The sequence below is a fragment of the Pseudoalteromonas sp. T1lg10 genome (genome assembly GCF_002964545.1).
In the GTDB taxonomy this organism is placed as follows: domain Bacteria; phylum Pseudomonadota; class Gammaproteobacteria; order Enterobacterales; family Alteromonadaceae; genus Pseudoalteromonas.
In genome coordinates, this window is record NZ_PQBV01000004.1 from 200,904 (window position 1) to 214,610 (window position 13,707).

General features: G+C 50.2%; 13 protein-coding genes. 1 reads left to right on the forward strand and 12 read right to left on the reverse strand.

The window, feature by feature from the left end:
* Positions 1–11: 11 nt before the first annotated feature.
* The 12 genes from C2M17_RS03290 to rpsU all read right to left on the reverse strand — a co-directional run bounded on the left by C2M17_RS03290 (position 12) and on the right by rpsU (position 12,488).
* Positions 12–287 carry a hypothetical protein gene (locus tag C2M17_RS03290; protein ID WP_105199443.1) on the reverse strand — a complete coding sequence of 92 codons (276 nt, stop codon included), beginning with the start codon at positions 285–287 and terminating at the stop codon, positions 12–14.
* Between the two features lie 75 nt (positions 288–362).
* Positions 363–1,193 carry a DUF2797 domain-containing protein gene (locus tag C2M17_RS03295; protein WP_105199444.1) on the reverse strand — a complete coding sequence of 277 codons (831 nt, stop codon included), beginning with the start codon at positions 1,191–1,193 and terminating at the stop codon, positions 363–365.
* Positions 1,194–1,347: 154 nt separating this feature from the next.
* On the reverse strand, positions 1,348–2,631 hold the full coding sequence (gene purD, locus C2M17_RS03300) for a phosphoribosylamine--glycine ligase (RefSeq protein ID WP_105199445.1): 1,284 nt from the start codon (positions 2,629–2,631) through the stop codon (positions 1,348–1,350).
* 12 nt (positions 2,632–2,643) lie between these two features.
* Positions 2,644–3,465: a class I SAM-dependent methyltransferase gene (locus C2M17_RS03305; protein WP_105199446.1), complete on the reverse strand. Its 822-nt coding sequence runs from the start codon at positions 3,463–3,465 to the stop codon at positions 2,644–2,646.
* A gap of 106 nt (positions 3,466–3,571) precedes the next feature.
* Positions 3,572–5,158: a bifunctional phosphoribosylaminoimidazolecarboxamide formyltransferase/IMP cyclohydrolase gene (gene purH, locus C2M17_RS03310; protein ID WP_105199447.1), complete on the reverse strand. Its 1,587-nt coding sequence runs from the start codon at positions 5,156–5,158 to the stop codon at positions 3,572–3,574.
* 229 nt (positions 5,159–5,387) lie between these two features.
* A complete protein-coding gene (gene fis, locus C2M17_RS03315) occupies positions 5,388–5,678 on the reverse strand; it encodes a DNA-binding transcriptional regulator Fis (RefSeq protein WP_010374122.1) in 291 nt (96 codons plus the stop codon).
* A 26-nt stretch (positions 5,679–5,704) separates the two neighbouring features.
* The gene (gene dusB, locus C2M17_RS03320; RefSeq protein WP_105199448.1) at positions 5,705–6,670 is read right to left on the reverse strand and encodes a tRNA dihydrouridine synthase DusB; all 966 of its coding nucleotides are present in this window, start codon (positions 6,668–6,670) and stop codon (positions 5,705–5,707) included.
* A 276-nt stretch (positions 6,671–6,946) separates the two neighbouring features.
* A complete protein-coding gene (gene prmA, locus C2M17_RS03325) occupies positions 6,947–7,825 on the reverse strand; it encodes a 50S ribosomal protein L11 methyltransferase (protein ID WP_105199449.1) in 879 nt (292 codons plus the stop codon).
* 86 nt (positions 7,826–7,911) lie between these two features.
* Positions 7,912–9,759, reverse strand: a complete 1,848-nt coding sequence (gene rpoD / locus C2M17_RS03330) for an RNA polymerase sigma factor RpoD (protein WP_105199450.1) — start codon at positions 9,757–9,759, stop codon at positions 7,912–7,914.
* A 124-nt stretch (positions 9,760–9,883) separates the two neighbouring features.
* On the reverse strand, positions 9,884–11,656 hold the full coding sequence (dnaG, locus tag C2M17_RS03335; RefSeq protein WP_105199451.1) for a DNA primase: 1,773 nt from the start codon (positions 11,654–11,656) through the stop codon (positions 9,884–9,886).
* A gap of 148 nt (positions 11,657–11,804) precedes the next feature.
* Entirely contained in the window at positions 11,805–12,251 is a 447-nt protein-coding gene (locus C2M17_RS03340) for a GatB/YqeY domain-containing protein (protein WP_105199452.1), read from the reverse strand.
* Positions 12,252–12,272: 21 nt separating this feature from the next.
* Positions 12,273–12,488 carry a 30S ribosomal protein S21 gene (rpsU, locus tag C2M17_RS03345; protein ID WP_105188416.1) on the reverse strand — a complete coding sequence of 72 codons (216 nt, stop codon included), beginning with the start codon at positions 12,486–12,488 and terminating at the stop codon, positions 12,273–12,275.
* A 196-nt stretch (positions 12,489–12,684) separates the two neighbouring features.
* Here rpsU and tsaD point away from each other — a divergent pair, with 196 nt between their 5' ends.
* A complete protein-coding gene (tsaD, locus tag C2M17_RS03350; protein WP_105199453.1) occupies positions 12,685–13,701 on the forward strand; it encodes a tRNA (adenosine(37)-N6)-threonylcarbamoyltransferase complex transferase subunit TsaD in 1,017 nt (338 codons plus the stop codon).
* Positions 13,702–13,707: the final 6 nt, after the last annotated feature.

The following is a 13,707-nucleotide window of genomic DNA, read 5'->3' on the forward strand; positions in this document are numbered from 1 at the left end:
CCGTTACCCATTTAGTCGTTGAGCAAAGGCCAGATCTGACTCTCATCCTGAAGCTGTAACTTAGCCACACAGCAGTGTCCCTCGGCGCTTAAATAATCTTGCAGGGCGGTACACAGTAGCGACCATTGACGATCAATGGGCTGGCCCTCGGCATCAAAGTAGTGATGACGGCTATCGAGGACAAAGAGCAGGTGGCCGTTATCCGCGGCCTTAAGCTCACTGGCATCGCTGCACAGGGTGATAAAGTCTGACTCAACGGCCAGTACCGGAAAATCTAAGTTGGGCATATTTTGTCCTAGGTCAGCAGGATAAGGCCGGTACTCATTAGTATCTTTAGGTTACAAGCAGCAGCGCCGAATTTGCTAGGCGCTATAGTCTACCTCAACCTCATAAGCTCCAAACTTACGAATGTTGATTACGCCGGTATCAAAGATCAGGTATTGCCCCTTGATGCCGAGCAGCACACCGCTGACCTTGGGCTCTTTATCAAAATTAAAGGAGCTGATTTTGCTTGGGTAGGTGTCCACTGGGTAGTTGATCTCGACCACTTTTTCGTCCAGCACTTCCACCGCGGTGGCGCCAAACAGTTCGGCCAGTTCATCCAGTTTAGCCTGGATCTGCGGCAAGAGTTCATCGCGGGCGGCAAGCAAGTCCACTTCAACCTGAGTGCCCTTGAGCATATTGCGCCAATTGGTTTTATCGGCAATAAACTCCGCCAGGGCGACTTCCACCAGGCCGGATTGCAGACGAGTCTGCACCCTGATAATAGGCAAGGCCGCCGTGGCGCCCTGATCTATCCAACGGGTTGGGATCTGGGTATGACGGGTAATGCCCACCTTTAGTCCAGAGGTGTTTGCCAGATACACATAGTGGGGGATCATGCAGTTTTCTTCGCCCCACAGCGGCTCGCGACAGGTGCCCTGATCATAGTGGCAGGTTTCCGGCTTCATAATGCACATATCACAGCTGGCAAGCTTACGCATACAGACAAAGCAATGGCCCTGAGAGTAGCTCTTTTTGGTTTTCTTGCCGCAGCTGGAACAAAAGATGTTACCGCTGTAGGTCAGGGTCAGGGTTTTGCCTATCAGCTCATTTAGCGGTAATAGTTCGTCGCCAACGGGAAGCTGGTATTGCACCGCCGGGTTGTGCTCATCACCGAGCTGGGTTTTCATTTTCTTTAGTGTGCCTTGCATATTGCGTCCCAATGGCAAAAGTATGGGCTTATGGTATCAGACCACCGCGGCACTGTCTTCGGCTAGCTGGGTTTGCAGCGATTGGGCGGATAAACTTCAGGCAATAAAAAAGCGAAGCCGGAGCTTCGCTTTCTCAATGGGCCTTGTGGCCTGACTAGCTTTCGCGAGCAATGGCGCGATAAGCGATATCGGTACGGTACTCAACGCCGTCCCAATCTATGGCTTTTACCAGCTCGTAGGCACGTTGTTGTGCCGCGGTCACGGTTTCACCTAGAGCGGTGGCACAGAGTACGCGACCACCTGCGGTCACTACCTTGTCACCGTCTTGCTTGGTACCGGCGTGGAAGACTTTCTCACCTTCCGGGTACTCAACAAGTAGGCCCGAGATGGCGTCGCCTTTAGGGTAGGAGCCTGGGTAGCCTTTGGCTGCAAGAACGACACCTACCGCTGCACGCGGGTCGAACTGAATGTCTGTCTTATCCAGCTCTTCACGGTTAGCGGCTTCAATCAGCTCAACCAAGTCCGACTGTAGACGCAGCATTATAGGCTGAGTTTCAGGGTCGCCAAAGCGGCAGTTGTACTCAATTACCTTAGGCGTGCCGTCTGCAGCAATCATAAGACCGGCGTATAGGAAACCCGTGTAAGGGTGACCTTCCGCGGCCATGCCAGCAACGGTCGGGTTGATCACTTCATTCATGATGCGCTCATGAATTTCCGCAGTTACCACAGGCGCCGGAGAGTAGGCACCCATACCACCGGTATTAGGGCCCTGATCGCCGTTGTAGGCGCGCTTATGATCCTGACTGGTAGCAAATGGCAATACATTCTTACCGTCGACCATAACGATGAAAGAGGCTTCTTCACCCTCAAGGAACTCTTCGATAACCACGCGGCTACCGGCTTCACCAAAGGCATTACCGGCTAGCATATCGCGTACCGCTTCTTCCGCTTCCGCTTCGGTCATGGCCACGATCACGCCTTTACCTGCCGCCAGGCCATCGGCCTTAACTACGATAGGAGCGCCTTGCTCTTTGATGTACTCAAGCGCTGGCTCAATTTGCTCAAAGGTTTTGTAAAACGCAGTGGGGATATCGTGGCGTGCCAAGAAGTCCTTAGTGAAGGACTTAGAGCCTTCAAGTTGCGCCGCACCTTGCGTTGGGCCGAAAATTGCCAGGCCTTGCTCGCGGAAAGCATCAACAACACCAATAACCAGCGGTGCTTCAGGGCCAACAATAGTCAGTTCAACGTTATTTTCTTTCGCGAACGTGATAAGTGCATCAATATCTTCAACACCAATGGCCACATTTTCTAACTTTGGCTCAAGTGCGGTGCCGGCGTTACCCGGAGCAACAAATACTTTTTCTACTTTGTTTGATTGAGCGGCCTTAAACGCAAGTGCGTGTTCGCGGCCGCCACTGCCAATGACTAGTACATTCATGGCTTATAAATCCTATAGGGGTTTGATGAATTTCAGCGTCATCCGGTCACTTTCGCCGATCGCTTCGTATTTAGCGCGATCTTCTTCACCCAAGCTCAGGCTTGGTGGCAATGTCCACACGCCTTTTGGATGGTTGGCGAAGTCTTTCGGATTGGCATTGATTTCACTTTTCGCAACCAGTTCAAATCCAGCTTCTTGTGCCAGCGCAATCACCCAGCTCTCTTTAACATAACCCGAACGTTTGGCCTTACCGCTATCACGGGTTTCCGGCAAACGGTGATCCACTATACCTAGTACGCCACCGGGTTTAAGGGCGGTATAAAAGGCGCGCATGGCATCTTTAACACCTTGCTCGTCGGCATTCATATACCAGTTATGCAGATTACGGAATGTCAGCACCATATCGGCACTGCCTTCCGGGGCGATATTATGGTGGGTGCCGGGGTAGAACTCGGTGAGTCGGATGTCGGAATAGGCACGAGTATTGGCCATCTTTTCCTTAAAGCCAGCCAATGAGCGCTGGTAATACTTCACGTCCGAGTCGGCCGGGAAGTGGGCGGCATACAAGGTGCCTTCGTCTTTAAGTAAAGGAGCGAGAATATCCGTGTACCAACCACCGCCTGGAGAGACTTCAACCACTGTCATATTCGGCTCGATGCCGAAAAAGGTCAGAGTTTCTACCGGGTGACGATATTGATCTCTGGCTTGTGCTTGTGCACTTCTTAGCTCGCCTTGGCTGGCTTCAGTCAGTTGTTCACTGGTGCTGGTGCTTACGCAGGCGCTTAGTGAAAGCGCGATGGCCGCGGTTAGCGCGGTTTTAAAGCCAAATTTCATAATCGAATCCTTGTGACATTTATTATGTGTTAACACAAAATAGCAGATTGATTTGAATAGTCTACGAAAACACGCCAGAGCCTAAATGGCCCTGGCGGTGAGTTTCTTAGTGGCGGAAATGGCGCATACCGGTGAAGACCATTGCCATGCCAGCTTCGTCAGCGGCAGCAATCACTTCTTCATCACGCATTGAACCACCCGGCTGAATTACCGCAGTAATGCCTGCTTCGGCCGCAGCATCGATACCGTCACGGAATGGGAAGAAGGCATCAGAAGCCATAACCGAACCTTTAACCTCAAGGTTTTCATCGGCGGCTTTAATACCGGCGATTTTCGCCGAGTATACGCGGCTCATCTGGCCGGCGCCCACACCGATAGTCATGCCGTCTTTGGCGTATACGATGGCGTTTGATTTAACAAACTTGGCTACTTTCCAGCAGAACATAAGATCTTTCAGTTCTTGCTCGGTCGGTTGACGCTTAGAAACCACTTTAAGGTCGCCCATGGAAACCATGCCTTGGTCACGGTCTTGTACCAGGATACCGCCGTTTACGCGCTTGATATCAACACCTGTGGTTTGCGCTTGCCATTGACCACACTCAAGTAGGCGCACGTTTTGTTTAGCAGAGACGATTTGTGCCGCTTCTTCGCTGATGCTAGGGGCGATGATCACTTCTACGAACTGACGGGCGATGATGGCTTCTGCGGTATCCGCATCCAATTCACGGTTGAAGGCGATAATGCCACCAAATGCCGATGTTGGGTCGGTTTTAAAGGCACGGTCATAGGCTTCAAGGATGTTTTCACCTACAGACACACCACAAGGGTTTGCGTGCTTAACAATAACACAGGCCGGCGCATCGAATTCTTTTACGCACTCAAGGGCTGCATCGGTGTCGGCGATATTGTTGTAAGACAGCGCCTTACCTTGAATTTGCTTAGCCGTGGCAACCGAGGCTTCTTCAATGTCGTTTTCAACATAGAAGGCTGCATCCTGGTGCGAGTTCTCACCGTAGCGCATGTCTTGCTTCTTGGTGAACTGCATGTTGATGGTGCGTGGGAACTTAGTATCGGTTGCCGCTTCTTCGGTGTAGTCAGGCACCATTTTACCGAAGTAGTTGGCGATCATGCCGTCGTACTGAGCCGTATGCTCGAATGCGGCAATGGCCAGGTCAAAACGGGTGGCGTGTGAGGTAGAACCTTCATTGGCCTTCATTTCGTCGATAACGCGGCCGTAGTCGGCGGCATTAACGATAATGGTCACGTCTTTGTGGTTTTTAGCCGCGGCACGAACCATGGTTGGGCCACCGATATCTATGTTCTCAATCGCGTCTTCAAGCGAGCAGTCTTCTTTTGCGACCGTTTGTGCGAATGGGTATAGGTTTACAACTACCATGTCGATTGCATCTATGTTGTTTTCAGCCATAACGCCTTCGTCTTGGCCGCGACGGGCTAGGATGCCGCCGTGAATTTTTGGATGCAATGTTTTAACGCGGCCATCCATGATCTCAGGGTGACCGGTGTGATCAGATACTTCAGTTACCTTGATGCCGTTGTCTGCAAGTAGCTTGCAGGTGCCACCGGTAGAAAGAATTTCGACGCCTTGAGCGGCTAGCTCACGAGCGAAGTCAACGATACCCGTTTTATCAGATACGCTCAGGAGCGCGCGACGAATTGGACGATGTGTATCCATGGTAGTTTTTGTTACCTCAGTTGAGTAGATAATCTTGTCTTAGGTGGCACCAGTTATTGGTGAATTCGACCTAGGGGTTAGACAAGGGGTTTGCTTAGAAACCCTATTTTAAACAATGATGATGTTTTTGTATAACACAGTGACCGACGCATCGGTCATTTTCGCGTATGGGCGAAAATAAAAAAGCACCCTAGGGTGCTTTTCGGTGCAGCTCAAGGCTGCGAATAAATTAGTTCATGCCGTACTTTTTCAGCTTCTTACGTAAAGTACCACGGTTGATACCCAGTAAGATGGCTGCACGGGTTTGGTTACCGCGTGTATAGGTCATTACTTCTTCTAGAAGCGGCGCTTCCAGCTCAGAAAGAACAAGTTCATAAACGTCTTGTACGTCCTGGCCGTTAAGCTGCTTAAGGTAGTGGTGAACAGCTTTTTTAACAGCGTCGCGAAGAGGCTGTGGTTTCTCTTGTGACTGAACGTGAGCGTTAGTAATAAAAGGAGAAGTCACATTTTGTTCAAACATCGTTGTATTGTCTCTTTCTTTCTGGATTAGCAATAAGTTTCAAAGTATTCATTCAGTGCATCCACCTGAGTCTCAGGTGTTTCTAGCGCATTAAATACTCGCCTAAACTGACGGTCTTCGTCGTGGGCTTGCAAATACCATCCAACATGCTTTCGAGCAATCCGCGGCCCCATGGCCTCACCGTAGAATTGATGGAGATTGATTAAATGCTCCATCAGAATACTGCGCACCTCGGTAATGGCCGGGGGCGGGAGTATTTCTCCAGTTTTTAAATAATGGTCAATTTCCCGGAAAATCCAGGGGCGACCTTGAGCGGCTCGTCCAATCATGATGGCATCTGCGCCCGTATACTCTAATACCTGTTTCGCCTTTTGCGGTGAGCTGATATCACCGTTGGCAACCACAGGAATCGACACTGAACTCTTGATCGCTTTGATCGTGTCGTATTCGGCATAGCCTTTGTACATACAGGCGCGAGTACGCCCATGTACGGCTAATGACTGAATACCATTGTGTTCAGCAATCGCTGCAATCTCGACGCCGTTGCGGTTGTCCACATCCCAGCCGGTACGGATTTTTAATGTGACGGGCACATCTACCGCTTCCACCACAGCTTTCACTATGGCTTCGACTAAGTCCGGATACTGCAACAAGGCAGAGCCTGCGAGCTTTTTATTCACTTTTTTGGCAGGGCAGCCCATATTTATATCTATGATCTGCGCGCCGTTGGAAACGTTAAACTGCGCCGCTTGCGCCATTAGCTCAGGGTCAGCCCCCGCAATTTGCACGGAGCGAATACCCGATTCGCCGCTATGATCCATACGTCCCATGGATTTGGCGGTTTGCCATACCTTGGGATTGCAAGACAACATTTCAGAGACGGCCAGTCCGGCGCCTAAGCGACGACACAACTGCCGAAAGGGGCGATCTGTGATCCCCGCCATCGGTGCAACCATCAAATTGTTTTCTAACTGGTAAGGACCAATTTGCACAGCGTTACAATTTACCTCGTTTCAAGGGGCGCTAAGTTTACGGTTTTTTGAGGCAAAATCAAAGGCTAGAAATTGAACAAAAGTGCTTTTTTTTTAAACTTTTTGTATTGACATTTTATAACGAGTGAGGGCAATAAGGTTTTTGCCTGTTTTATGAACACCGGCTTGACAGGGCTTATATGGCGGGGTGTTGATGGAGCGTAAACAGTGTAAAAAGAGTGAGAAATGGCCTGCACAGGGACTTTTGTTCACTGTGCAGGGTAGGATCAAAAGCGGTTACTTTTTAATCCCGCTGATCCGCACCCATTCACCTTCCTGGGCTATGGGATCTAGAGTCGCTTGATGCTCGTAGCAAGCGGCCACGGATTCGGCTTGTTCTTCAAGTACTCCGGAAAGAGCAAGCTCGCCTCCTGATTTCAACAGGCCAAGAATCACCTCGTTTAACTCGCGTAGCGGCTGGGCAAGAATATTGGCAACGACCACATCGGCTTCAAAGCTCGGCTGATTCTCCGGAAGGTAAACTTCAAGCTGGTCGGCAACGCCATTGCGCTCGGCATTATCGATACTGGCATCGAGTGCTTGCTGATCGATATCTATACCTATAACGCGTGCGGCGCCAAGTTTAATGGCGGCGATACCTAAAATGCCTGAACCACAGCCGAAGTCGACCACGGTTTTACCGCTTAAATCCAGGCTCTCAAGCCAACGTAAACACAAGGCCGTAGTGGCATGCGTGCCGGTACCGAAGGCCAGACCCGGGTCGAGCATGACGTTGACCGCAGAGGGATCCGGAACATCTAACCAGCTTGGGCAAATCCATAGGCGTTCGCCAAACTGAATCGGCTGGAAATTTTTCATCCATTCCCGTTCCCAATCTTTATCTTCCAGCTGTTCTATTTTGTAGTGGAACTGCTCTTGTAGCTCGGGCTGAACCTTAAGGTAGTCGACCACCGCCTGCATATCATGTGTGGCTTCAAACAGGCCGATCACTGTGGTTTCTGCCCAGTATCTTACTTCGCCTGGTTGCGGTTCGAAGATGGGTGTGTCTTTGGTGTCCATAAAGGTGACCGATGGACAGCCGACATCCATAAGATGGTCACTGATTGCGTCCGCCGTTGATTCGGTGGCACGAATGCGAATTTGAATCCAAGCCATGTTAGTCCCCATGTTGGATGAATATTGTAAATGATACGCAAAGGCCGCTAAAAAGCGGCCTTTGTAATGCTTTAATAAGACGCCTGTTATTTGTTCGCGTCTAGGAAGCTTTTCAGTAGATCAGAGCGTGAAGGGTGACGCAATTTGCGCAGAGCCTTGGCTTCGATCTGACGGATACGCTCACGGGTTACGTCGAACTGTTTACCTACCTCTTCCAAGGTGTGGTCGGTGTTCATATCGATACCAAAACGCATACGTAGTACTTTCGCTTCACGAGCAGTTAGGCCAGCAAGCACTTCGTGGGTTGCACCCTTGAGGCTTTCCATGGTCGCCGAGTCGATTGGCGATTCAATGGTGGTATCCTCAATGAAGTCACCAAGATGCGAATCTTCATCGTCACCGATTGGGGTTTCCATCGAGATCGGCTCTTTGGCAATTTTCAGTACCTTGCGGATCTTATCTTCCGGCATCATCATGCGCTCGGCAAGTTCTTCCGGATTCGGTTCACGACCCATTTCCTGCAACATTTGGCGAGAAATACGGTTTAGCTTGTTGATGGTCTCAATCATGTGTACCGGAATACGTATGGTACGGGCTTGGTCAGCGATTGAACGCGTGATAGCCTGACGGATCCACCAAGTCGCGTAAGTCGAGAACTTGTAACCACGACGGTATTCAAACTTATCAACCGCCTTCATCAGGCCTATGTTACCTTCCTGGATTAGATCCAAGAACTGCAGACCACGGTTGGTGTATTTTTTGGCGATTGAAATTACAAGACGTAAGTTGGCTTCAACCATCTCTTTCTTGGCACGGCGGGCTTTCGCTTCACCGATACTCATGCGACGGTTGATGTCTTTAATACGCTCGATTGATAAACCTGTGCTTTGCTCAATATGCTTAAGCTTATTGATGCAGCGCTCAATTTCTGGCTTCAATTCTGCCAGCATAGTTGAGTAGTTTTCACCGGCTGCGATTTCAAGGTCTAGCCAGGCGCTGTCGGTTTCATTGTTAGCAAAGTGCTTAACGAAGGTTTTCTTCGGCATCTTCGCAACCTGTACCGCCTGCTTCATGATGATGCGCTCTTGTACACGCACTTTATCCATCATATCGCGCATGTTATTAACCATGCGGTCGAATTGCTTAGGCACTAGTTTAAAGGTGCGGAATAGCTCACCGATCTCAACAATAGCTGCTTTCGCATCCGGGTGTGAGCGACCTTTTTCTTCGAAAATTACACGAGCACCGTTGTACAGGGTACGTAGATTTTCGAAGTGGATACGTGCTTCTTCCGGATCTGGACCGTTATCCGTTTCTTCTTCCGAGCTATCGTCGTCGCTGTCATCGCCATCGTCGTCTTCGTCATCTAAGTCATCGTCACTTAGTTCTGAACCGATATGGGTGGCTGAGATCTGTGTATCTTCTTCATTAGGATCGAAAAAGCCAGTAATAATGTCGCTCAGGCGGATCTCTTCCGCTTCGAACATATCCCATTGCTCAAGCAGGTGAGAAATGGCTTCCGGATATTCGGCTACAGAAATCTGTACCTGGTTGATACCTTCTTCGATACGCTTGGCGATATCGATCTCACCTTCGCGCGTTAAAAGCTCGACTGTGCCCATTTCGCGCATATACATGCGCACCGGATCCGTGGTACGGCCGATTTCTTTTTCTACGGTGGCAAGTGCCGCAGCGGCAGCTTCTGCCGCATCCTCATCGGTGGTGGTCTCGGCCATCATCAATTCATCAGCATCTGGTGCGCTTTCGCAAACCTTGATACCCATGTCATTGATCATGCTAATGATATCTTCGACCTGATCCGAATCTATGATGTCTTGTGGAAGGTGATCATTCACTTCAGCGAATGTCAGATAACCTTGCTCTTTACCTTTCTGAATCAGAAGTTTTAGTTGTGACTGAGGAGTTGGATCCATAGAGATTTGCTCTTCCACCCTGATAAATTAATACAACAGGCGTCAGCTTAAGTACCTAAGCTGGGTGCCCCAAGCCGGTTTGACGCGGTGAATAGCGTAGTATAACAGACCGTGAAATTTCTGGCTAGCTTTCGAGCACTTCACTGCCTTTAAGTGCTTGAGTCAGCAGGGCGTATTCACGCCGCTCTGTCACGCTTAGACCTTGAGTCTTGTCCTTTATTAATAAGGACTCTAAACGGTGATTTAAACACTGATCTTCAATGAATTTGACCGTTTGTTGGAAATGAGGTTCCAACACCTCATCGTTTATTTGGTGAGGCCAAGCGGCTAGCTTGGTCAAAGCGCCGTATTCCGGGCGATCGCGGTAGTGTTCCAGCAGGTGCGCGGTGCGCGCTCCTGGGTTATCGAGACAATGCTTTTGTATGGTCAAAAATAATTCCAGACCGGGCAGGCCGAGGCTGGCCAGCTCTGGCATATAGTCAACGCTGGCCGCCAGTTGCGGGTGCTGCAGCATAAGGGCGATGGCGGTGCGCATCGGCGTCATCTTAAACTGACTTTCCACCCTGTGCTGTTGGCGCGGAGTTTTAAGCTTGGCATTAAGTTGCTCTCGGGTGCGACCGATAAAGCGGGCCAGACGCTCCAGCAGGTTTTCCTGATAGAATTCACTGGGGATCTTCTCAATCAGAGGCAGAGCCAGGCTCAGCAGTTTGGCTTTGCCGGCATCCTGAGTAAGATCTATGTCGTCACTCAAACGGCTAAAGAAAACGTCGCTAAAATCTCTGGCATCGACCAGGCGTTGTTCAAACGCAGCCTTGCCCTCTTGCTGCACCAAGGAATCCGGGTCTTCGCCATCGGGCAGAAATACAAACTTCAGTGCCTTACCGTCTTTTAAATGGGGCAGAGCATTTTCTAAGGCTCGCCAGGCGGCATCACGACCGGCGCGGTCGCCATCGTAGCAACACACGACCTTGTCGGTTGCCCGTAGCAGCATCTGCATATGTTCGTTGGTGGTCGCCGTACCCAGGGCCGCTACCGCGTATTTAATATCGTGCTCCGCCAGCGCCACCACATCCATATAGCCTTCAACAATCAGTAGTTGCTCAAGCTTTTTATGGGCCTGTTTGGCTTCATAAAAGCCATATAACTCAAAACCCTTATGGAAGATTCTGGTTTCCGGCGAGTTCAGGTATTTAGGACCATTATCGTCCTGGCCCATAATGCGTCCGCCAAAGGCGATAACACGACCACGACGATCGCGAATAGGAAACATAAGACGATCGCGAAAGAAATCAAAGGTGCGGCCATTGTCTTTTTGCGTTGCCAGCTTGAGCTCGATCAGCTGTTGCTTTTGTTTCGGATTTTTCCCCAAGGTTTGGCACAGGGCTTCCCATTCGCTGGGTGCATAGCCGATACCGAAGTCTTTTACCGTTTGTCCGCTTAAGCCTCGGCCTTTAAGGTAGTCAATCACCAGTTGGGCATTGGCATGATGGCGCAGTTGCTGCTGATAATAGCGCGCGGTTTGCTCCATTAAATCGTAGTCGGATCGCTTTTGCTCCTGGGAGACCGGCGGACGATCGCTTTGGTTGGGGTTGCCTTGCTCTCTGGGAACTTCCAGGTGCAACAGGCTGGCCAGCTCTTCGATGGCGTCAACAAAGTCGAGTTTGTCGTACTCCATTACAAAGCTGATGGCGTTGCCGTTGGCACCGCAGCCAAAGCAGTGATAAAACTGTTTATCCTGAGAAACGGTGAAGGATGGGCTCTTTTCATTGTGAAATGGGCAGCAAGCCTGGTAATCCTTGCCTGCTTTTTTCAGGTTTACGCGCGAGTCGATCAACTCGACTATGTCGGTACGCGCTAAAAGATCGTCGATAAATTGTCGGGGGATCTTACCTGCCATTCGCAACACCTAAGAAGAAAAGAGAATCACACTAGTATATCAAGGGCGATAGGAAAAGGGGTTATAAATTTACGCCTTGATTTTTACAGACTCTAAAAACGAAGAAACCGAGCACTAGGCTCGGTTTGCTTGAATTTGCTTTCGCGAATTAGGCGTTAAGACGCTGTTTAATAAGGCCTGAGAGTTTGCCCATATCGGCACGGCCTTCAGCTTGACTCTTAATTACGCCCATCACTTTACCCATGTCCTGCATGCCTTGTGCACCAGTATCGGCGATGGCTTTATCAATCAGTTGACTGATTTCATCTTCGCTCAGCTGCTTTGGTAGAAACTCTTCCAAAACACTCATTTCCGCTGCTTCTACATCGGCAAGATCGTCGCGACCGGCATCCTTATACTGAGTATAAGAATCGCGGCGTTGCTTCACTAGTTTAACCACAACCGACGTAATATCGGCTTCGTTTAACGTGATTTGCTCGTCGATCTCACGCTGTTTAACCGCAGCGAGTACTGAACGAATAGCACCAAGGCGTAATTTATCCTTGGCACGCATCGCGTCTTTTTGTGCATCTTTTAACGAATCTAATAGACTCATGACAACAAGACCGGACAGTGATTAGTATAATTTAACGCGACGTGCGTTTTCGCGAGAAAGCTTTTTCATGTGACGCTTAACAGCAGCCGCTTTTTTACGCTTACGCGCAGCGGTTGGCTTTTCATAGTGCTCGCGACGACGAACTTCTGAAAGGATACCTGCTTTTTCACATGAACGCTTGAAGCGGCGTAGGGCTACGTCAAACGGCTCGTTTTCTCTTACTTTAATTACTGGCATTAAAATCTCACCTACCTAACTTAATGAGCTGCACTCATTCGATCAAATAATGATCATGTGGTTCAAAAATGGTGCGGCATTGTAATCCGAGTTACCCCGGTGTGTAAAGAATAAATATCACAATACTGGTAAAATTGCAGCAAGGGAGTAGAATATGCGGCCTTATCAGCCACATCGCCCTGCGAGGAGACAGACATTGCGCATTTTGGGGATTGAATCATCCTGTGACGAGACCGGGATCGCCATCTATGATGACGAACAAGGTTTGTTGGCCCACCAACTCTATAGCCAAGTAAAAATGCACGCCGACTACGGTGGTGTGGTGCCTGAGCTGGCGTCGCGAGATCATGTGCGTAAGACTCTGCCCCTGATTGAAGCGGCCTTTGCCGAGGCGAACTGTGGTCCTGAGGATCTCGATGGCGTGGCCTATACAGCTGGCCCGGGCCTGGTAGGTGCGCTCTTGGTAGGATCGTCGATCGCCCGATCCCTGGCTTATGGCTGGAAGCTGCCCACCGTGGCCGTACACCATATGGAAGGTCACTTGCTTGCGCCTATGCTGGAAGAAAAGGTACCCGAATTTCCATTCGTGGCCTTGCTGGTTTCTGGCGGCCATACCTTGCTGGTCAAGGTAAGCGCCATTGGCGAGTACGAAGTATTAGGTGAGTCGGTGGATGATGCCGCCGGTGAGGCCTTCGATAAAACCGCTAAATTACTGGGCCTGGATTACCCAGGCGGCCCTTTGTTGGCGAAACTGGCCGAGCAGGGCACCCCGGATCGTTTTAAATTCCCCCGTCCCATGACCGACAGGCCGGGTCTGGACTTTAGCTTCAGTGGTTTGAAAACCTTTGCCGCCAATACCATTCGCAGTGAAGGCGACGATCTGCAAACCAAGGCGGACATTGCTCATGCTTTCCAAACCGCGGTGATCGACACCCTGGCTATCAAGTGTAAGCGCGCCCTTAAGGAAACCGGTATCAAGCGTTTGGTTATTGCCGGTGGTGTAAGTGCCAATACCTATTTGCGTGAGCAATTAGAGCAGGTGATGCAGGGCATGCAGGGTGAAGTATTTTATCCGCGTCCGGCATTTTGTACGGATAACGGCGCGATGATCGCCTATGCGGGGATGCAGCGTCTTAAAGCGGGGCAAACGGCTACCTTGGATACCCGAGTTCAGCCTCGCTGGCCTATAGATACCCTGCCTAGCATTCGCTAGTAGGTC

Excerpts from the sequence above, each read along its gene's own strand:
- prmA (WP_105199449.1), bottom strand. The coding sequence starts at position 7,825 with ATGGCTTGGATTCAAATTCGCATTCGTGCCACCGAATCAACGGCGGAC.
- dnaG (WP_105199451.1), bottom strand. The coding sequence starts at position 11,656 with ATGGCAGGTAAGATCCCCCGACAATTTATCGACGATCTTTTAGCGCGT.
- purH (WP_105199447.1), bottom strand. The coding sequence starts at position 5,158 with ATGGATACACATCGTCCAATTCGTCGCGCGCTCCTGAGCGTATCTGAT.
- purD (WP_105199445.1), bottom strand. The coding sequence starts at position 2,631 with ATGAATGTACTAGTCATTGGCAGTGGCGGCCGCGAACACGCACTTGCG.
- C2M17_RS03290 (WP_105199443.1), bottom strand. The coding sequence starts at position 287 with ATGCCCAACTTAGATTTTCCGGTACTGGCCGTTGAGTCAGACTTTATC.
- C2M17_RS03340 (WP_105199452.1), bottom strand. The coding sequence starts at position 12,251 with ATGAGTCTATTAGATTCGTTAAAAGATGCACAAAAAGACGCGATGCGT.
- fis (WP_010374122.1), bottom strand. The coding sequence starts at position 5,678 with ATGTTTGAACAAAATGTGACTTCTCCTTTTATTACTAACGCTCACGTT.
- C2M17_RS03295 (WP_105199444.1), bottom strand. The coding sequence starts at position 1,193 with ATGCAAGGCACACTAAAGAAAATGAAAACCCAGCTCGGTGATGAGCAC.
- rpsU (WP_105188416.1), bottom strand. The coding sequence starts at position 12,488 with ATGCCAGTAATTAAAGTAAGAGAAAACGAGCCGTTTGACGTAGCCCTA.
- C2M17_RS03305 (WP_105199446.1), bottom strand. The coding sequence starts at position 3,465 with ATGAAATTTGGCTTTAAAACCGCGCTAACCGCGGCCATCGCGCTTTCA.
- rpoD (WP_105199450.1), bottom strand. The coding sequence starts at position 9,759 with ATGGATCCAACTCCTCAGTCACAACTAAAACTTCTGATTCAGAAAGGT.